General features: G+C 69.7%; 18 protein-coding genes. 4 read left to right on the plus strand and 14 right to left on the minus strand.

Annotation, left to right across the window (positions count from 1 at the left end):
* The coding region (locus tag A5781_RS11180) for a DNA polymerase III subunit delta' (protein WP_067205061.1) at nucleotides 1-667 on the minus strand (667 nt) is incomplete at its 3' end.
* 106 nt (nucleotides 668-773) lie between these two features.
* Here A5781_RS11180 and A5781_RS11185 point away from each other — a divergent pair.
* On the plus strand, nucleotides 774-2,450 hold the full coding sequence (locus tag A5781_RS11185) for an adenylate/guanylate cyclase domain-containing protein (RefSeq protein WP_231987357.1): 1,677 nt from the start codon (nucleotides 774-776) through the stop codon (nucleotides 2,448-2,450).
* A 13-nt stretch (nucleotides 2,451-2,463) separates the two neighbouring features.
* Here A5781_RS11185 and topA read toward each other — a convergent pair whose 3' ends face one another.
* From topA to cspA, 3 genes are all read right to left on the minus strand, one after another.
* The gene (gene topA / locus A5781_RS11190) at nucleotides 2,464-5,259 is read right to left on the minus strand and encodes a type I DNA topoisomerase (RefSeq protein WP_067205067.1); all 2,796 of its coding nucleotides are present in this window, start codon (nucleotides 5,257-5,259) and stop codon (nucleotides 2,464-2,466) included.
* Nucleotides 5,260-5,452: 193 nt separating this feature from the next.
* On the minus strand, nucleotides 5,453-6,043 hold the full coding sequence (locus A5781_RS11195; protein ID WP_067205070.1) for a hypothetical protein: 591 nt from the start codon (nucleotides 6,041-6,043) through the stop codon (nucleotides 5,453-5,455).
* A 143-nt stretch (nucleotides 6,044-6,186) separates the two neighbouring features.
* On the minus strand, nucleotides 6,187-6,390 hold the full coding sequence (gene cspA / locus A5781_RS11200) for a cold shock protein CspA (protein ID WP_066955621.1): 204 nt from the start codon (nucleotides 6,388-6,390) through the stop codon (nucleotides 6,187-6,189).
* A 258-nt stretch (nucleotides 6,391-6,648) separates the two neighbouring features.
* Between cspA and A5781_RS11205 the strand changes: the two genes are divergently transcribed.
* Nucleotides 6,649-8,979 (plus strand): DEAD/DEAH box helicase, encoded by a 2,331-nt coding sequence (locus tag A5781_RS11205; protein WP_067205075.1) that lies wholly within the window; start codon nucleotides 6,649-6,651, stop codon nucleotides 8,977-8,979.
* Nucleotides 8,980-9,217: 238 nt separating this feature from the next.
* A complete protein-coding gene (locus A5781_RS11210) occupies nucleotides 9,218-10,255 on the plus strand; it encodes a PAS domain-containing protein (RefSeq protein ID WP_067205076.1) in 1,038 nt (345 codons plus the stop codon).
* Here A5781_RS11210 and A5781_RS11215 read toward each other — a convergent pair.
* From A5781_RS11215 to ssd, 10 genes are read right to left on the minus strand one after another with little or no spacing between them, the layout of a single operon-like run.
* Complete coding sequence (locus A5781_RS11215; protein WP_067205082.1) at nucleotides 10,252-11,793, minus strand: radical SAM protein; 1,542 nt, start codon at nucleotides 11,791-11,793, stop codon at nucleotides 10,252-10,254. The two genes, A5781_RS11210 and A5781_RS11215, sit on opposite strands and share 4 nt — an antisense overlap.
* Before the next feature lie 5 nt (nucleotides 11,794-11,798).
* A complete protein-coding gene (locus tag A5781_RS11220; RefSeq protein WP_067205085.1) occupies nucleotides 11,799-12,233 on the minus strand; it encodes a hypothetical protein in 435 nt (144 codons plus the stop codon).
* Nucleotides 12,230-13,015: a prolipoprotein diacylglyceryl transferase gene (locus A5781_RS11225; RefSeq protein ID WP_067205089.1), complete on the minus strand. Its 786-nt coding sequence runs from the start codon at nucleotides 13,013-13,015 to the stop codon at nucleotides 12,230-12,232. The genes A5781_RS11220 and A5781_RS11225 overlap by 4 nt, the downstream gene beginning before the upstream one ends.
* A gap of 38 nt (nucleotides 13,016-13,053) precedes the next feature.
* Entirely contained in the window at nucleotides 13,054-13,344 is a 291-nt protein-coding gene (locus A5781_RS11230) for an Rv3654c family TadE-like protein (protein WP_369817711.1), read from the minus strand.
* 31 nt (nucleotides 13,345-13,375) lie between these two features.
* On the minus strand, nucleotides 13,376-13,678 hold the full coding sequence (locus A5781_RS11235) for a TadE family type IV pilus minor pilin (protein ID WP_082939300.1): 303 nt from the start codon (nucleotides 13,676-13,678) through the stop codon (nucleotides 13,376-13,378).
* 23 nt (nucleotides 13,679-13,701) lie between these two features.
* Entirely contained in the window at nucleotides 13,702-13,893 is a 192-nt protein-coding gene (locus A5781_RS11240; protein WP_067743095.1) for a DUF4244 domain-containing protein, read from the minus strand.
* 27 nt (nucleotides 13,894-13,920) lie between these two features.
* Nucleotides 13,921-14,517 carry a type II secretion system F family protein gene (locus A5781_RS11245; RefSeq protein WP_197503791.1) on the minus strand — a complete coding sequence of 199 codons (597 nt, stop codon included), beginning with the start codon at nucleotides 14,515-14,517 and terminating at the stop codon, nucleotides 13,921-13,923.
* Nucleotides 14,514-15,317, minus strand: a complete 804-nt coding sequence (locus A5781_RS11250) for a type II secretion system F family protein (protein ID WP_067205092.1) — start codon at nucleotides 15,315-15,317, stop codon at nucleotides 14,514-14,516. Before A5781_RS11250 ends, A5781_RS11245 begins: the two co-directional genes overlap by 4 nt.
* On the minus strand, nucleotides 15,314-16,486 hold the full coding sequence (locus A5781_RS11255; RefSeq protein WP_067205096.1) for a TadA family conjugal transfer-associated ATPase: 1,173 nt from the start codon (nucleotides 16,484-16,486) through the stop codon (nucleotides 15,314-15,316). Before A5781_RS11255 ends, A5781_RS11250 begins: the two co-directional genes overlap by 4 nt.
* Entirely contained in the window at nucleotides 16,483-17,535 is a 1,053-nt protein-coding gene (ssd, locus tag A5781_RS11260) for a septum site-determining protein Ssd (protein WP_067205110.1), read from the minus strand. The genes A5781_RS11255 and ssd overlap by 4 nt, the downstream gene beginning before the upstream one ends.
* Nucleotides 17,536-18,047: 512 nt before the next feature.
* Between ssd and A5781_RS11265 the strand changes: the two genes are divergently transcribed.
* Nucleotides 18,048-18,472: HAD-IB family hydrolase (locus A5781_RS11265; protein WP_156624555.1), on the plus strand; the 425-nt coding region annotated here is incomplete at its 3' end.

Raw genomic sequence — 18,472 nt, forward strand, 5'->3', positions numbered from 1 at the left:
AATCGGTGGCCAGCCGCCGCGCCCGGCCGACGTGGCCGCCGCTGACCGACGCCGCCCAGTTCGCGGTGTCCTGAGTCAGGCCGTCGCTGTCGATCAGGACGCGCGCAATCGCCTCGGTCGGCGGGGTGACCAGCGCGACGTGCCGGCAGCGGGAACGCAAAGTGATGGCGATGTCCTCGGGATCCACCGACGGCGCGCACAGCAGGAACACGGTCGACGGCGGCGGCTCCTCGACGACCTTGAGCAGCGCGTTGGCGGCGCCCTCGGTGAGCCGGTCGGCGTCCTCGATCACCACGATCTGCCGGTGCCCGGTGGCCGGACGCCGCGACGCGATCTGCACGATGGCGCGCATCTCGTCCACCCCGATGGACAGCCCTTCGGGGATCACCCGGCGCACGTCGGAGTGGGTGCCGGCCATGGTCGTCGTGCACGCCCGGCATTGCCCGCACCCCGGTTCCCCATCGGAGGTGCACTGCAGCGCGGCGGCGAAGCACAGCGCCGCGACCGAGCGCCCCGACCCGGGGGGACCCGTGATCAGCCATGCATGTGTCATAGTCCCGGCGCCCGCATCGCTGTGAACCAGATCACCGCGGGCCGCCCTGGCGGCGGCGAGCAGTTCGGCCGTCACCACGTCCTGGCCTACCAGCCGCGTAAACACCCCGGACATCACCGGTAACAGTAGCCACCACCGCCGACATATACCGATCGGCCACCGTATTGGGACAATCCCGTTACCTTTCGGCTCTTTTCGGCCCGAATGGGGGCGCGTCGAGATCGTTGTAAGTTTCCGACAAGTCCCTGCTGACCGATACGGTGGGATCGTGGCAACAGCGGGAGCACTGCCCGGGCGGATCAGCGCATTCGTCCGGTGGGTGGTGCGTACCCCGTGGCCGTTGTTCTCGTTGAGCATGCTGCAGGCCGACATCATCGGCGCCCTCTTCGTGCTGGGCTTCCTGCGCTACGCGCTGCCCCCCGAGGATCGCATCCAATTGCAGGATCTGCCGGTCCTGAACCTGGCGGTCTTCGCGACCGCGCTGGTGGTGTTGTTCCTGGCCGGCTGGATGGTCAACCTGAAGCTGCTGATGCCGGTCTTCCGCTGGCAGCGCCGCGACAACCTGCTCGCCGAGGCCGACCCGGCGGCCACCGAGCTGGCGCGGAGCCGCGCCCTGCGGATGCCCTTCTATCGCACGCTGATCAGCATGGCGGCCTGGTGCATCGGCGGCGTGGTGTTCATCATCGCCAGCTGGTCGGTGGCCCGGTTCGCCGCGCCCGTCGTCGCCGTCGCCACCGGGCTCGGCGCCGCGGCGACCGCGATCATCGGCTACCTGCAGTCCGAGCGGGTGCTGCGGCCGGTGGCCGTGGCGGCCCTGCGCAGCGGCGTGCCCGAGAACGTGCAGGCGCCGGGCGTCATCCTGCGGCAGATCCTGACGTGGATGCTGTCCACCGCCGTCCCGGTGCTGGCCATTGTGCTGGCGGTGATGGCGGACAAGGCGTCCCTGCTGCACGCCACGCCGGAGAAGCTGTTCACCCCCATCCTGTTGCTGGCGCTGGCGGCATTGGGCATCGGCTTCGTCAGCACCCTGCTGGTGGCCATGTCGATCGCCGACCCGCTGCGCCAGCTGCGCTGGGCGCTGTCCGAGGTGCAGCGCGGAAACTACAACGCGCACATGCAGATCTACGATGCCAGCGAGCTGGGCCTGCTGCAGGCCGGCTTCAACGACATGGTGCGTGACCTGTCCGAGCGGCAGCGGCTGCGCGACCTGTTCGGTCGCTACGTCGGTGAAGACGTCGCCCGTCGCGCCCTGGAACGCGGCACCGAGCTGGGCGGTCAGGAGCGCCACGTCGCGGTGCTGTTCGTCGACCTGGTCGGCTCCACCAAGCTGGCCGCGACCCGCCCGCCCGCCGAGGTGGTCCACCTGCTCAACGAGTTCTTCCGCGTCGTGGTCGAAACCGTGGGCCGGCACGGCGGTTTCGTCAACAAGTTCCAGGGCGACGCCGCCCTGGCCATCTTCGGTGCGCCGATCGAACACCCCGACGCGTCGGGCGGCGCGCTCGCCGCGGCGCGCGAGCTGCACGACGAGCTGCTCCCGGTGATCGGCTCGGCGGAGTTCGGGATCGGCGTCTCGGCGGGCAGGGCGATCGCCGGGCACATCGGCGCGCAGGCCCGCTTCGAGTACACGGTGATCGGCGACCCGGTCAACGAGGCCGCCCGGCTGACCGAGCTGGCCAAACTCGAGTCCGGCCACGTGCTGGCGTCGGCGATCGCCGTCAGCGGCGCGCTGGACGCCGAGGCCTTGTGCTGGGATGTGGGCGAGGTGGTCGAGCTGCGGGGCCGCACCGCCCCCACCCAGCTGGCGCGACCGGTGACGCTGGCCGGAGTCACCGACTCCCAACCCGTACGGCCCGTCCGCGAGGATGTGCACAGCGAGGCGATCGGCCCCGGCTTCTAGACCGGGGCCGCACCTAGTTGCGCTTGGCGGCCTTCTTGGCCGGGGCCTTCTTGCGGGCGACCTTCTTCGCGGGACGCTTCACCGGGCCCCGCGCCCGCCGGTCGGCCAGCAGTTCGGCGGCGCGCTCGTCGGTGATCGACAGGACGTCGTCGCCCTTGCGCAGGCTCGCGTTGGTCTCGCCATCGGTGACATACGGCCCGAATCGGCCGTCCTTGATCACCATCGGCTTGCCGGTCGCCGGGTCGGCGCCCAGCTCCCGCAACGGCGGCGCGGCCGCGGCCTGCCTGCCGCGCCGTTTGGGCTCGGCGTAGATCTTCAGCGCCTCGTCGAGCGTGATCTCGAAGATCTGGTCCTCGGTGGCCAGTGAACGAGAGTCGGTGCCGCGCTTGAGGTATGGGCCGTAGCGGCCGTTCTGCGCGGTGATCTCCTCACCGGTCTGCGGGTCCACGCCGACCACCCGGGGCAGCGACAGCAGCTTCAGCGCGTCCTCGAGGGTGACGGTCTGCAGGTCCATGCTGCGCAGCAGCGAGCCGGTGCGCGGCTTGGGTCCCGTCGGCTTTTTGCCCTTCTTGGCGGGGACGCCACCCTCGTCCTCTTCGGGCGGCGCGGGCAGGATCTCGGTCACGTAGGGGCCGTACCGGCCGTCCTTGGCGACGATCTCGTGACCCGTCTCCGGGTCGACGCCCAACGCGCGTCCCTCCTGCGGCGTGGCGAACAGCTGCTCGGCCACCTCCAGCGTCAGCTCGTCCGGCGTCAGCGAGTCGTTGAGGTTGGCGCGCTGCGGCCCGAGCTCACCCTCATCGTTGGTGACCATGCGTTCCAGGTAGGGCCCGTTCTTGCCCACCCGGACGTATACGGGGCGACCCTGATCGTCGTCAAATAGCTTGATGGAGTTCACTTCTCGGGCATCGATGCCTTCGAGGTTGACGCCGACGAGCTTTTTGAGGCCGCCGGAGCGCGCCACCGAGTCGGCCACCCCGTGGTCGCCGCCGAAGTAGAAGCGGTTGAGCCAGTCGGTGCGCCGCTCCTGCCCCGAGGCGATCGCGTCGAGCTCGTCCTCCATCGCGGCGGTGAAGCCGTAATCGACCAGCCGGCCGAAATGCCGCTCCAGCAAACCGATTACGGCGAACGCGACCCACGAGGGCACCAGCGCGCTGCCCTTCTTGTGCACGTAGCCCCGGTCCTGAATGGTCTTGATGATCGACGAGTACGTCGACGGGCGGCCGATGCCCAGCTCCTCGAGCGCCTTCACCAGCGACGCCTCGGTGTAGCGCGCCGGCGGGTTGGTGGCGTGGCCGTCGGGCGTCAGCTCGACGGCGTCCAGCCGCTGGCCCTGCGTCAACTGCGGCAGCCGGCTCTCGGCATCATCGGCCTCGCCGCCGGCCAATTCGTCGACGGTCTCCACGTAGGCCTTCAAGAACCCGGCGAACGTGATGGTGCGCCCACTCGCGGAGAACACCACATCGCGACCGCCGGATTGACCGTTGATCCGCAGGCTCAGCGTCGTCCCGCGCGCGTCGGCCATCTGCGAGGCCACGGTGCGCTGCCAGACCAGCTCGTAGAGCCGGAATTCGTCGCCGTCGAGCTCGCGGCGCACCGCGTCCGGGGTGGCGAAGGTCTCACCGGCAGGCCGGATCGCCTCGTGCGCCTCCTGGGCGTTCTTCACCTTGCGGGTGTACTGGCGCGGCGACGGTGAGACGTACTCCTCGCCGTAGAGCTGACGCGCCTGCGTGCGCGCGGCGTTGATGGCCGACTGCGACAGCGTCGTCGAGTCGGTACGCATATAGGTGATGTAGCCGTTCTCGTAGAGCCGCTGGGCGATGCTCATGGTGCGCTCCGAGGAGAACCGCAACTTGCGGCCGGCCTCCTGCTGCAGCGTCGACGTCATGAACGGTGCGTAGGGCCGGCGGGTGTAGGGCTTCTCCTCCACCGAGGCGACCGAAAGCTGGGTGCCGTGCAGCCCGGTTGCCAGCTCGGTCGCCCGGGCCTCGTCCAACACGGTCACTTCGTCGGCCTTGCGCAGCTGGCCCAACGAGTCGAAGTCGCGGCCGGTGGCAACGCGCAGGCCGTCGACGCTGGTCAGCCGGGCGGTGAAGGTCGGCGGTGCGGCCTGCGGGTCGGACACGCTGGCGTCCAGACGGGCCAGGATGTCCCAGTAGGAGGCGCTGCGGAACGCCATGCGGTCGCGTTCCCGCTGCACGATGATGCGCGTGGCCACCGACTGGACCCGCCCCGCCGACAGCTTGGGTGCCACCTTCTTCCACAGCACCGGGCTGACCTCGTAGCCGTACAGCCTGTCCAGGATGCGACGGGTTTCCTGCGCGTCGACCAGGTCGATGTCCAGGTCACGCGGGTTTTCGGCGGCCTCCAGAATGGCCGGCTCGGTGATCTCGTGGAACACCATCCGCTTGACCGGGATGTTCGGCTTCAGGGTTTCCAGCAGGTGCCAGGCGATGGCTTCGCCCTCGCGGTCACCATCCGTGGCCAGGTAAAGCTCGTCGACGCCCTTCAGCAGGCCCTTCAGCTCGCTGACGGTGCTCTTCTTCTCGGGGCTGATGATGTAGAGCGGCTCGAAGTCGTGATCGACGTTGACACCAAGGCGGGCCCACGGCTCCGACTTGTATTTCGCCGGCACGTCGGCCGCGGCGCGGGGCAGGTCGCGGATGTGGCCGCGCGAGGATTCGACGATGTAGTTGGAGCCCAGGTAACCGGCCAATTTGCGCGCTTTGGTCGGCGACTCGACGATGACGAGTCGCCTACGGCTCCCAGCCCGGCCGCTCTCGCGGTCCTTGAGATTCGGGTCGGCCAACTACGCTTACGCTCCATCCTTGATCCCGGCCCCCCTGCGAGGCCGCCCCGCAGAAGAATGACAGGCCGGCGTCAAAAATTCCGCGGAAATTCAGATACGCCAGCGTTCCTTCGCCCTCGGGCACCTGACAATTTCGCACCCTGAGGCGCGACTGCGCAAACCGGCCGCCGGAAACGCAAATCTTTTTCCGCGGTTATACCCGCGGCCATACCGATGCCACGTCGACGCCGTCGGGGGCGTCACCCACGTTCTCTACCAGGCGCGATAGCCGGCGACGGCCGCTGATCCGCAGCGCCGGCCGGCCACCGCGGGTGCCGATCAATGTGGGGGCGATTCCGACCCGCATCAAAGCCGACGCCAGCGGGGAATGGGTATCGGGGGCGTGCGGATCCAGGCCCAACAGGTAATGGTCGCCCTCGGGATGACCGGCCGCCAGCGTCCAGGCGCGCAATTCCCGCGGCCCGGGCAGCCACCGCGGCGGCACCGTTTTGACCGCGCCGCGCGTCCATTCGGCGGCCAGATTCACCAACGCCGCGGTGACCGCCGTCCGCACCAGCGGGGTGTCCTCGTCGGTGCGGCCGATTTCGGGCTCCAGCCCCGCCTCGCGGATCATCGCGGCCAGCGCGGCGGCACGCCAGGCCTGATCCACCACCACGGACAGGCGCGCGCCCTGCGTGCCCGGACCGCCGACCATGACGATCTGACCGGAAGCCGCCAGCACCCCGGAGAGGTCGGCGACCGCGGGCGGCACCGACTCCGCTGTGAAGAAGGAAAGCTGGCTCACGCCACCGACAGTAGGCCAGGTCGGCCATTCGCGTCTTGAGGCAACCGGCGCGGCGACGGTTCGGCACTGGCCGGAATACGAAAACCCCCCGACGGGCCCGCTGGGCGGGACTGCACGGGGGGTTCGTGGAAGACCTGCTCCGCTTAAGCGGGGCGGACTCCGGTGGCCTGGGGGCCCTTAGGGCTGTGGCCGATTTCGAACTCGACCTTCTGGTTTTCTTCGAGGGTGCGGAAGCCCGAACCCTGGATCTCCGTGTAGTGGACAAAAACATCCGCGGAACCGTCTTCGGGGGCAATGAACCCGAAGCCCTTCTCCGCGTTGAACCACTTCACAGTTCCCTGTGGCATCTCTCGATCTTTCCTTTTCTTCTGGGTGCGGGGCACCGCCTGCCGATGCCCCGGGCCTGGTACGACCGCCATACCTCGCTCAGTCGCCGGAACTTCACCCGACCGATTAACCTCGCAGGAACCGCGGCCGCAACGTCGATCCTGCGAAAGTTTGACACGAACACAGAAGCTGCGACCGCGAATAGTCAACCATGTTCATCGCTTCGGCGACAGACTTGCGTCTTGGACGGAGTCTCAGCCGGTCCCGGGAGAGTGCGAATGGCGAGTTTCGGCAGCGACCTGCTCGCCGCCGCGCTCGCCGGTACCGACGCCGACGAGCACCCGCTGCGGCACGTCGCCGAACTCCCGCCACGAAGCGGCCGTCCGCATAGTTGGCCGGGGTGGGCCGAGCCGGACGTGGTGCGCGCGTTCACCGACCGCGGGGTGAGTTCGCCCTGGTCACACCAGTCGGCCGCCGCGGAGCTGGCGCACGCCGGCCGTCATGTGGTGGTGAGCACCGGGACCGCGTCGGGCAAGTCATTGGCGTATCAGCTTCCCGTCCTCAACGCGCTGGCCACCGATCCGCGGGCTCGGGTGCTGTACCTGTCCCCGACGAAGGCGCTGGGCCACGACCAATTGCGGGCCGCGCACGCGCTGACGGCCGCCGTTCCACGGCTGCATGACGTGGCTCCCACCGCCTACGACGGCGACAGCCCCCCGGAAGTCCGCCGGTTCGCGCGGGAGCGATCCCGGTGGCTGTTCTCCAATCCCGACATGATCCATTTGTCGATTCTGCGCAACCATGCCAGGTGGGCCGTGCTGTTGCGGGGCCTTCGGTTCGTGATCGTCGACGAATGCCATTACTACCGTGGGGTTTTCGGCTCCAACGTGGCGATGGTGCTGCGGCGGTTGCTGCGGCTGTGTGCGCGATATTCGTCCGCTCCCACTGTCATCTTCGCCAGCGCGACGACGGACGCACCGGGCGCGACGGCGGCCGAGCTCATCGGGCTTCCGGTCGATGAGGTCACCGAGGACGGTTCGCCCCAGGGCGCGAGGACGGTCGCGTTGTGGGAACCGGCGCTGCGCGCCGACCTGCTCGGCGAGAACGGCGCGCCGGTGCGCCGCTCGGCCGGCGCGGAGGCGGCGCGGGTGATGGCCGACCTGATCGCCGAGGGGGCGCAGACGCTGACGTTCGTGCGGTCGCGCCGCGCCGCGGAGTTGACCGCCTTGGGCACCCAGGCGCGGTTGGACGAGATCGCTCCCGGGCTCTCCGGCAAGGTGGCGTCGTATCGGGCCGGCTATCTTGCCGAGGACCGCACCGCGCTGGAGCGGGCCCTCGCGGAGGGCCGGTTGCGCGGCCTGGCCACCACGAATGCCCTGGAGTTGGGTGTCGACATCGCCGGACTGGACGCGGTGGTCCTCGCCGGGTTCCCGGGCACGGTCGCCTCGTTCTGGCAGCAGGCCGGCCGGTCGGGCCGGCGCGGGCAGGGCGCGCTGGTGGTGCTGATCGCCCGCGACGATCCGCTGGACACGTATCTGGTGCACAACCCCACCGCGCTGCTGGGCAAGCCGGTCGAGCGGGTGGTGATCGACCCCGCCAACCCCTACATTCTGGGGCCCCAACTGCTCTGCGCCGCAACCGAAATGCCGCTGGACGAGGCCGAGGTGCGCGACTTCGGGGCAACCGAGATGGCCGAGGGTCTGATCGACGACGGATTGTTGCGGCGGCGCAACGGCAAGTACTTTCCCGCGGCAGGACTAGAACCGCATGGGGCGGTGGACATTCGGGGATCCTCGGGCGGCCAGATCGTCATCGTCGAGGCCGACACCGGGCGGCTGCTGGGCAGCACCGGTGTCGGTCAGGCCCCGGCTTCGGTCCACCCGGGCGCCGTCTACCTCCATCAAGGGGAAAGTTATGTCGTCGACTCGTTGAACCTCGAGGATGCGATCGCCTTCGTGCACGCCGAGGACCCCGGCTACGCGACGTTTGCGCGGGAAATCACCGACATCACGGTCACCGGTACCGGCGAACGCGCACAGTTCGGGCCCGTCACCCTGGGTCTGGTGCCCGTCACCGTCACCCACCAAGTGGTGGGGTATCTGCGTCGCCGGCTTTCCGGAGAGGTGATCGACTTCATCGAGTTGGACATGCCGGAACACACGCTGGCGACCACCGCGGTTATGTACACCATCACCGAAGAAGCCTTGTTGCGCAAGGGGATTGACGTGCCGCGGATCCCCGGATCACTGCACGCCGCCGAGCACGCGGCGATCGGCCTGCTGCCGCTGGTGGCCAGCTGCGATCGGGGCGATATCGGCGGCTTGTCCACCGCGGTGGGACCGGACCCGGCCGGTCTGCCCAGTGTCTTCGTGTACGACGGCTATCCGGGCGGCGCCGGGTTCGCCGAGCGCGGTTTTCGCCAGGCGCGTACCTGGCTGGGTGCTACCGCCGCCGCCATCGAGGCATGTGAGTGCCCCCGGGGGTGTCCGTCCTGCGTGCAGTCCCCGAAATGTGGCAACGGCAACGACCCGCTCGACAAGGAGGGTGCGGTGCGGGTGTTGCACCTGGTCCTCGCGGAGCTGCCGCACGCTGAGCAATCCGGCGGATGACGACCGACCCCTCGACGGTCGACCCCACGGATGCCGTCTGACGGGCTAACGGACGCTCATCGGTGAGCGGCGGCAGCCCCGACCTCGCGGGCGCAGCAGCAAACTACCAAGGCCACAACGACATCGGCAAATTCACCGGCTCGCCGGTGGGGTTGCGCCGGAGGCCCGCGGACGGCGCCGACATGGCCGGTAGGCCCGAGGTCCCAACAATGCGGGCCGTCGCCGTAAAATCGGCCGCATGGGCCACGACTGGTTGCTCGTGGAGACGCTGGGGGGTGAACCCACCGTGGTGGCGCAGGGACGCCAACTTAAGAATCTCGTCCCGATCACCACGTTCATGCGCCGCAGTCCTTATCTCTCCGCGGTTCGGACGGCGATCGCCGAGTCGGTACAGACCGGTCAGAGCTTGACCAGCATCACTCCCAAGCGCGACCGCGTCATTCGCACCGAACCGGTGGTGATGTCCGACGGCCATATCCACGGGGTGCATGTGTGGACCGGCCCCGCGGACGTCGAACCACCCGAGCGGCCGACCCCCGGGCCGCTGAAGTGGGACCTGACCATGGGCGTCGCCACCGACACCCGGGAGTCGTTGGCCAACAGCGGAAAGAATCCCGAAGTCGAGGTCACCTTCGGCAGGGCCTTCGCTGAAGACCTTCCCTCTCGCGAGCTCAACCCCAACGAAACCAAGGTGCTGGCCATGGCCGTGAAGGCCGAGCCCAACCAAACACTCTGCAGCACCTGGGATCTCACCGATTGGCAGGGCAACCCCATGCGGATCGGTTTCGTCGCGCGCACCGGCCTGGAGGCGGGCCCCGACGGCCGGGACCATCTGGTCGCGCGGGCGATCAACTGGCGCGCCGAACTCAAGGGCCCAGAGGTGTCGACAGACGATCTGGCGCAACGGATCCTGAGCGGGCTCGCTCAGGCCGGCGTCCACCGCGCGCTGATCGACCTCAAGAACTGGGCCCTGCTGAAATGGCTGGACGAGCCCTGCACCTTCTACGACTGGCGCGGCAGTGAGACCGGCGAGCCGAAGGTTCACCCCGACGATCAGCACCTTGTGTCCTCGATGACCGAGGAATTCGGCCACGGTGCGACCAGTCGGGTGCTGCGAATGCCCGGCCATGACAACGATTGGGTGCCGGTGCACGTCACGGTCAACAGGGTGGAACTCGAACCGGATACCTACGCCGGGCTGGTCTCGCTGCGGTTGCCCTCTGAGGAGGAACTCGCCGCCGCCGAATTGCCGGGCGGCCCCGACCCGACGGCCTAACCCACGACGGGCAGCAAGCGCTCGGCGGCGACCGACAGCCGCTGGCCGCCGAGTTGCGGCCACGCCTGCACCGCGCAGAACGGCGCGCACTGATCCTGCGACGACCGCGTGCCGACGTGCACGCAGCACTGCACCAGCCGCTCTTCGATCATCGTCGACATGTCCATGAACGGTTTGACTGTGACCCGAACGACACGCTCACCCAGCATCCGCCTCAGTTGGCGTCGCCGCCCCGGCAGGGCGGCCGACGCCACGGTGAGCAACGTCGCCATGCCCAGGTCGCAGTTCTCGCAGATCATGCGCCACACGTCCGACATCGCAGGATGCGACAACGAAGACTGCTCCGACAGCAACCCCATCAAGGATTCCCGCACGGCCAGCCGCAATTCCCTGGGAATGTCGGAGTCGGCGATCCGGTTGGCGATCAACCCCAGCTTGTCCTTGAGGTTGTCGTGGCCCATCAGTGCGACCAGCGAGCGCCAGTTCCCGTTGTCCTCACGAAGCATGTACCCGACCGAGCAGCAATGGGGGTGCGAGCATGGCAGCGCGGTCAGATCCCGCCAGGTGATCAGGCCGCTTGTCTGCGGTCCCAACCGCTTCAGCACACCCGTGTGGGTGAGGCGCCTGGCCGGGTCAATGAGACCCGAACGCCCGGAACCGAATTGCGGCTGGATGCAAACCCCGCCGACGTAGGGCGTGTCCAGCGCCAGCTTGACGATGTCGCCGATCTCTGTGTCGTTGACACCGAGTGACGCCGTCATCACGAGCGTGGTGAAAACCTCGCGTTCCGAAAGTCGCCGCAGCGCCGACTCCTTGAGGCGCGACAGGTCGCCGCCACGGTGATAGCGGTGCGCGCCCGGCGAGAGCCCGTCGTACTGCAGGTACACCTCGGCGCGTTCGCGGTGCTCGGTGAGCAGGTCGAGCAGCTCGTCATCGTGGGCTATCCGGATACCGTTGGTGTTCAGTAGGATTCGTGTGATCGGTCGCGAGCTGAGCTCGGCGAGCAACTGGGACAGCTGCGGGTGCAGGCTGGGCTCGCCACCGCTGAGCATCACCACATCCAGGCGGCCGTTCTCCCGTGCGAGCCGCTGGTCGACGTTGGCCAGCACGTCACCGACCGCGACGACATTGCGGAGGTCCGGGGAGGAATCGGCGAAACACGTTGGGCAGCGCAGGTTGCAGGTCGCGGCGATGTCCTCCAGCAGGATGCAGGTGTGCTGAGTCTGCATCTGCGGCAGGCCGCGTAGATAGGCCGACGGGATCGGGTCGAAGTTGCCCGCCTCATCGGGGACGTGCGCCTTGGTGGGCGCGGTCCACTCCTCAAGGTAGGCAAGGATTTCGGGGTCTTCGTCGTACAGCGTTCGAACGTGCCCGTGTCTCGGGCAGCCCCGTTCGAGCCAGACCTGCCCGTCGCCGCGCACGGCCAGCCACCCGCTGAGCCGTGCCACGTCGCCCAGCGGACGATCGGGTTCCTCGGCGTGACACTGCGGGCAAAACGCGTTGACGTAGCGGTGGATTCGGTCGCCCCGCAGTTCCATGCCACTCATCGGGTGAGGTGATACAGCATCGGGTTCAATCCGGTACAGATGCCGACGGTGAAGATGGAGGTGAGTGCCCAGCCGATCATCAATCCCATGCCGATTCCCCTCGCCCAGGCACTCTTCTTCACGAACAACAGCGCTCCCCCGCCGGCGAAGGCGATCAGCCCGAGCATGACGGCTCCGGCCGCGAAGGCGATCTTCGGGGCGACGGCATTGGCAAGCCCGAACAGCACCAGCGGACCGACGACGGTGTTGATTCCGGCATACAGCGCCATCCCGGCGATGGCCGCGCCGAAGATTTCCCCGCCGCTCGGCTTGCTCGGCGGCGGTTGCCAGCCGGGGTAGGGCCGGTTCATGTCATAGGGATAACCCGGTGGGGGCCAGTCCGGGGGGCGCCAGCCGTCCGGCGGAGGCGGACCCGGCGGTGGGTTCGTCATGCGGGAACCGCCTCCCGTCGCAACACGGTGTCGTAGTGGCCTCGCCGATACCCCAGGCGCAGCCGGACGGCGATGAGCAGGAGCGAGGGCAGGAGAAACCACTGCGGCCGGGTCAGGCCCAGCCACACCGTCTCGTTGGCCCGGACAAACTCGACCAGGAACCGGAACACCGCATAGCCCGCCACGTAGAGGACGAACAGCTCACCCGGGTGACTTATCCGGTTGCGCAACCACAGCAGGACCGCGAACGCGGCTAGCTGGAAGGCGATTTCGTAGAGGAACGACGGGTGCATTGCCACGCCCGCGAGGCAACCGGGACATTTTGGTGTGCCGGCCGGGGCGTGGATGCCCCACGGCAGGCTGGTCGGGCGCCCCGGCGCTTCGGTGAGGTGGCAGCCGATCCGGCCGATCGCCATGCCCAGCGCGACCGCCGGGGCGAACAAGTCACCCGTCTTGCCGGTGTAGCCGCCGATCCGCTTGGCGATCAGGACCCCGAGGTAGGCGCCGCAGAGTCCGCCCAGAATGCTGCGCGACCCGAATTCCCACGCCTGCAGCAACGACGGGTTGAGGCGGACGTCGAGGTGCTCGGCCCAACCGGAGAGGCGCATGCCCACCGCGCCGCCGACCAGGGCGCCGGTCACCGCCACCAACGATTGTTCGTTGACCGCTCCACGCCGGCGGGCCTCGACGATGAACACGACGGCGGCGGCCAGGACGCCCAGCGCCACGAAGACACCGTGCACCGGCAACACCAACGGGCCGATCCGCCACTGCGGCACCACGTCGACAGACTATTACGCCCGGCGCGCGCGGGCCCGCGTCAGCCGCTAACGGGCCCTGCCCGCGCGGCGGCGATCGCCGCGCCGCCGAAGACCGCCACCCGAACCGTGACGACGACGTCGAGTTCGTCCACCGCACAACTGGCGTCGCCGGTTTGCATCTGGCGGGCCACCGCCGTCGCGTGGGCGCAGGCCGCTTCGGCCCCCGCCGGCAGCCGGGCCGCCGCGGCCAACGCGGCCAGATCGGCCGCCGCCTGTGCGCGATGGCGCGCCACCACCACCGAACCGAGGTACGCCCCGCCCCCCGTGACGCACAGCAGCACCGCGACCATCCACGCCGCGACCAGGGTGGCCGAGCCCCGATCATCCCGACGGCTCCGCCATCGAGACCGCTTTGGCCGCAATGTCGAGCGCCGGCAACAACTTCGAGCGCGCGACGACGGTGGCCACCAGGAACTCACCGTCACGGTGCACCTCGACCCGCGCCCCGCCGGGGGCGATGCGGCGAGCCGCGCCGAGCGCCGAGCGTTCGTCACCGCGGGCCGCGAGCCGGGCCGCCTCGCGGGCGGCGTCCACGCAGCGAATCTGCATCGACACCGCGGTGACGCCGGCCAGACACAGCACCAGCACGACGACGAGCGTGGCCACGCCCAGCGCCGCCTCCACGGTGCTGGCACCCGCACTGCCGGCTAGACCTTGGTGTTGAGCGCGCGACCGATGATGTTGGTCAGCGCCGACACGACGGAGTCGCCGGTCACGACTGTGTACAGGATCGCACCGAAGGCGGCGGCGGCGATCGTGCCGATGGCGTATTCGACCGTGGACATGCCCGACTCGTCGGACACCAGGACCGTCACGCGGGACACGAATCTTCGAAACATGTTGTGCAGCAATGCTTTCCTTTCTTCTCACGACAATCCCGACTGAAAGACGTTGCCGGCGAGTCCGGCCACGACGGGAACGATCCCCAGGCACACGAACGCCGGCAGGAAGCACAATCCGAGCGGTCCGGCGATCAGCACCCCAGCGCGCTCTGCGGTTGCGGTGGCCGCGTGCGCGGCGTCGTGACGGGCCTGGTCGGCCAGGTCGGCGACGCCCTCGGCCAGCGCCGCACCCGAGGCCGCCGACCGCCGAGCCAGCCGCAGCAACGCTTCGGCCTGGGCATCGGCGGAGTTGGCCCGGGCATCCGGCGTAATCGTCCAGGCGACAACGGGATCGGCGCCCAGCGCCAACAGATCGGCCGCGCGCCGCAGCACGCGGGCCAACGTCGGCGGTGCGGCCGCCGCGGCGGCCGCCGCGGCGGTGGCCACCGCCATACCCGCTCCCAGGCACACGGCCAGCACGTCGAGGCAGGACGCCACCGCCAGCGGGTCGGGCCCCTGCGCCGGTCCGCTCCCCGGGCGCGCTCGATGCTCGCGGACCGGCATCCGCGCCCGCGCCCGCACCAGCGACGGACCGGGACCGATCCACGCCGCCACCGCCAGCAACACCGCCGCCGTCGTCATGACTCGAGCCGATCGGTGATGCGGTCGGCCCACAGTAGGCCGCCGCACGCCAGGGTTGAACCGACGACCAAGAGCCATCCGCCCGCGTGCCCGCCCAGCAGGAAGGCCAGCGGTCGCGCCCCGATCAGTTGGCCCAGCAGCACGCCGAGCACCGGCAGGCCCGCCAGGATCACCGCGGTCGCGCGCGCACCGGCCATGCTCGATGTCACCCGCGCCGAGAACCGTTGCCGCTCGGCGATATCGCGCTGCGCGGCACGCATCAGGGTGGCTATCGCCAGGCCATGGTCGCTGGCCAGTTGCCAACACAGCGCGAGGCGATCCCAGTGCGCGGGCAGCGCAGACGACTTCGCCGCCGCGCGCAGGCCGGCCGCGACGTCGGCCCCCAACCTGGCGCGGGCGGCCACCGCCCGCAACGACTCCGAGACGGCGCCGGCGGTTTCACCGGCGGCCACGCCGAACGCACGCACCGGATGCGACCCGACCCGCAATTCGCCGACGAGCACGTCGAGTGCGCCTTCCAGCGCCTGCCCCTCGCGCTGTGCGGACCGGATGCGGTGGCGGCGGTGATAGCGCAGGCCCGAGGTCGCCCCAACGACCGCGACCGCCAGCAGCGTCGTCAACGGCAGCAGCACGGCGGCGGCGCCCACGACCGCCGCGGCAAGCCAGCCGGCCCCACCCGGCCCGGTGCGCGGGTGGAACCGGCGGCCCGACGCCGCCGGCGCGAGACGGCGCCGCGGCGACGGCGGAAGGACGATGAGCGCGAAGGCCAACAGCAGCGCGCCCGCTGTCGGGCCGTTCATGCCGGCATCCGGCTTTGCAGCAGGCGATGCAGGAGGTCGGCATCGTCGGTCATGCCCCCGTCGGCATGCCACACCGTGACCGCCCGCACCCGTCCCGCAATCTGTCTCAGCACGGCGACTTCACCGAGCCGACGCCGCCCGGTGCGATCCCTGGTGACATGCAGCAGCACCTGCACGGCCGCGGCGAGTTGACTGTGCAGCGCGGCGCGATCGAGACCGCCCAGCGCGCCCAGCGCCTCCAGCCGAGCCGGAACTTCGGCCGGATTGTTCGCGTGGACCGTGCCCGCTCCCCCGTCGTGGCCCGTGTTCAGCGCCGCCAGCAGATCAACCACCTCGGCGCCCCGCACCTCGCCGACCACTATGCGGTCGGGTCGCATCCGCAGGGCTTGGCGCACGAGTTGGCGCACCGGAACCTCGCCGACGCCCTCGACGTTGGCGCACCGCGCGACCAGCTTCACCAGGTGCGGATGCCGGGGCGCCAGCTCGGCGGCATCCTCGACGCACACGATCCGTTCGGTGGGCGCGACGGCACCGAGCATCGCCGCGAGCAAGGTCGTCTTGCCGGCTCCCGTGCCGCCGCACACCAGAAAGGCCAGCCGGGCGGCGATGATGTCCGCGACCAGGGCGGCCGCCTCGGGGGTCAAGGAGCCCGCCGCAGTCAGGGCGGCCAGGTCCTGGCTGGCCGGCCGCAACACCCGCAGCGACAAGCACGTGCCCGCGGCCGCCACAGGCGGCAGCACCGCGTGTAAGCGCACCGCGAACCCGGCGCCGATGCCGGTGAGCTGGCCGTCCACCCACGGCTGCGCGTCGTCCAGCCGCCTGCCGGCGGCCAGCGCCAGCCGCTGTGCCAGGCGCCGCACCGCGGCCTCGTCGGCGAACCGAACTTGCGCGCGGCGCAAGCCATTCCCGTCGTCGACCCACACCGCATCGGGCGCGGTGACCAAGACATCGGTGGTGCCGTCTGCGCACAACAACGGTTCGAGGATGCCGGCGCCGGTCAGCTCGGTCTGCAACACCCGCAGATTGGCCAGCACCTCGGTGTCGCCCAGCATCCCGCCGGACTCGGCCCGGATCGCGGCGGCCACGGTGCTCGGCCCCAAGGGAGCGCCCAGCGGCGCGGCTTCGGCGGCCAGCCGCTCACGCACCCGGTCAATCAGCGAACCGTTCACGCGGCCCTGCCGTTTCGTGCCGGCCCCGACGAGGCCCGCGGTAACACGGCGAGCACCTCGCGGGCCGCGGCGGCGAGCGCGGATCGCCGTCCGACCCGTAGGCCGCCGCGCTCCAGCTGCTCGGCGAAGCGCGGCTCCGCCCTCATGGACGCCAGCAACGGCAGCCCGGTGATGTCGGCGATCTCGCCCGCACGCAACCCTCCCGGCGACGGACCGCGCACCACCAATCCCACGTTGGGGTTGACGGTGCCCAGCACCGGAGCCAGTGCGCCCGTCGCTGCGGACGAGCGCACATCGCATCGGCTGACCACGACGACGAGGTCGGCGGCATCAAGCGCCGCTTGCACCGCATCGGTGAGGCGACGTGGAAGGTCGCAGACCACCGTGACGGGGCCGCGGCGACCGGCATCGACGATGGCTTGCACGGGCCCGGCCGCCAGCTCGTATCCGCGCCGGGTGCCGGACAGGACGCTGACTCCGCGGTGCCGCGGCAGCGCCGCACGCACCGACGACCAGTTGAGCCGGCCGCCCTGCAGCGCCAGATCCGGCCAGCGCAGGCCCGGCACGCTTTCGGCGCCCAGCAGTAGATCGATGCCGCCGCCCCACGGGTCGAGGTCCACCAACAGCGCGTCGGTGGTGGCCTGCGCCAGGGCGACCGCCAGCGACGAAGCGCCGGCCCCGCCACACCCTCCGATGACGGCGACGACTTGGCCGCGCGACCCGTCGTCGCGCGACGACTCGGCTGCCTCGGCGAGCGTGCCCACCAATTCGCGCTCCTGCTCGGGCAGCCGCAACACAAGCCCGGCCCCCACCGCAACGGCCGCCGCCCATGTCGCGGTCGCCGGGTCGGTCGCCGTGAGCACTATCACATGCGGGCGGCGCGGGAGCGCCGCCCGCATGCACCTGTCGGCCGCCGCCTCGTCCAGCACCACGGCCGCGGCCGCCGACCACGTCTTGCGACTCAGGGCGCCGCCGGCGTGGACCACCCGGACACCGACGGCCGCGGCAACGCGATCCAAATCCCGGCGCAGTCCCGGGTCCGCCAACACCGCCAAGAGGCCCGCGGAAGCCGTCACTTCGGCCGGAGAGGTGCTAGTCACGCGCCCACTCTGGCGGGCTCGCGATGTTGGACACCAGTCCCAAATGCGGATCTGGGGATAGAGACGCGAGTGTGCACAAAGACGTCGACAGGCGCTCGGTCGGCACAAAGGAGAGGGAATGTCCGCAACCAATTGGATGGTCGCGCCGCACGCTCCGTATACGCGGAACCGACCCTGAAAAGACCCGAGAAAGACCCCAGAAAAGGGACGACCCCCGCCAGGGGGGGAGGAGGCGAGGGTCGTCGTGCATCAGCCCCGGGGGGTCGGGCTGATACACCCTCGGCTCAGGCCGAGTAATGCTTACTATACACATGACAAGCCGCGGTAACGCAATAGCTGTTTCTATGAAAGAACACGTTGAGCCGCAAGAACACTGGCGTTACCAGCGGTCCCACTTTGCTGAACGGCCTTTTCGGGCCCAGAATCCCGGCACCGCCGCGCGACCGACCTATGCTGGGTCGGTGACCGTCTTCGACCCGGCCGGGGAGCAGCACACGGCGGCAACGCCCGCTTCCCGGGCCCGCACCGCGGCATTCTTCGACCTGGACAAGACGATCATCGCCAAGTCCAGCACGCTGGCGTTCAGCAAACCGTTCTTCAACCAGGGACTGCTGAACCGCCGCGCCGTGCTCAAGTCGAGCTACGCGCAGTTCATCTATCTGCTCTCCGGTGCCGATCATGACCAGATGGACCGGATGCGCCTCCACATGACCAACATGGTCACCGGGTGGGACGTCGATCAGGTCAAGTCGATCGTCAACGAAACGCTGCACGACATCGTGACGCCGCTGGTGTTCGCCGAAGCCGCGGACCTGATCGCCGCCCACAAACTGTGCGGCCGCGACGTGGTGGTGGTCTCCGCCTCCGGCGAGGAAATCGTGGCTCC

Origin of the sequence: Mycobacterium sp. 852002-30065_SCH5024008, assembly GCF_001665645.1 — a bacterium.
In the GTDB taxonomy this organism is placed as follows: Bacteria; Actinomycetota; Actinomycetes; order Mycobacteriales; family Mycobacteriaceae; genus Mycobacterium; species Mycobacterium paraffinicum.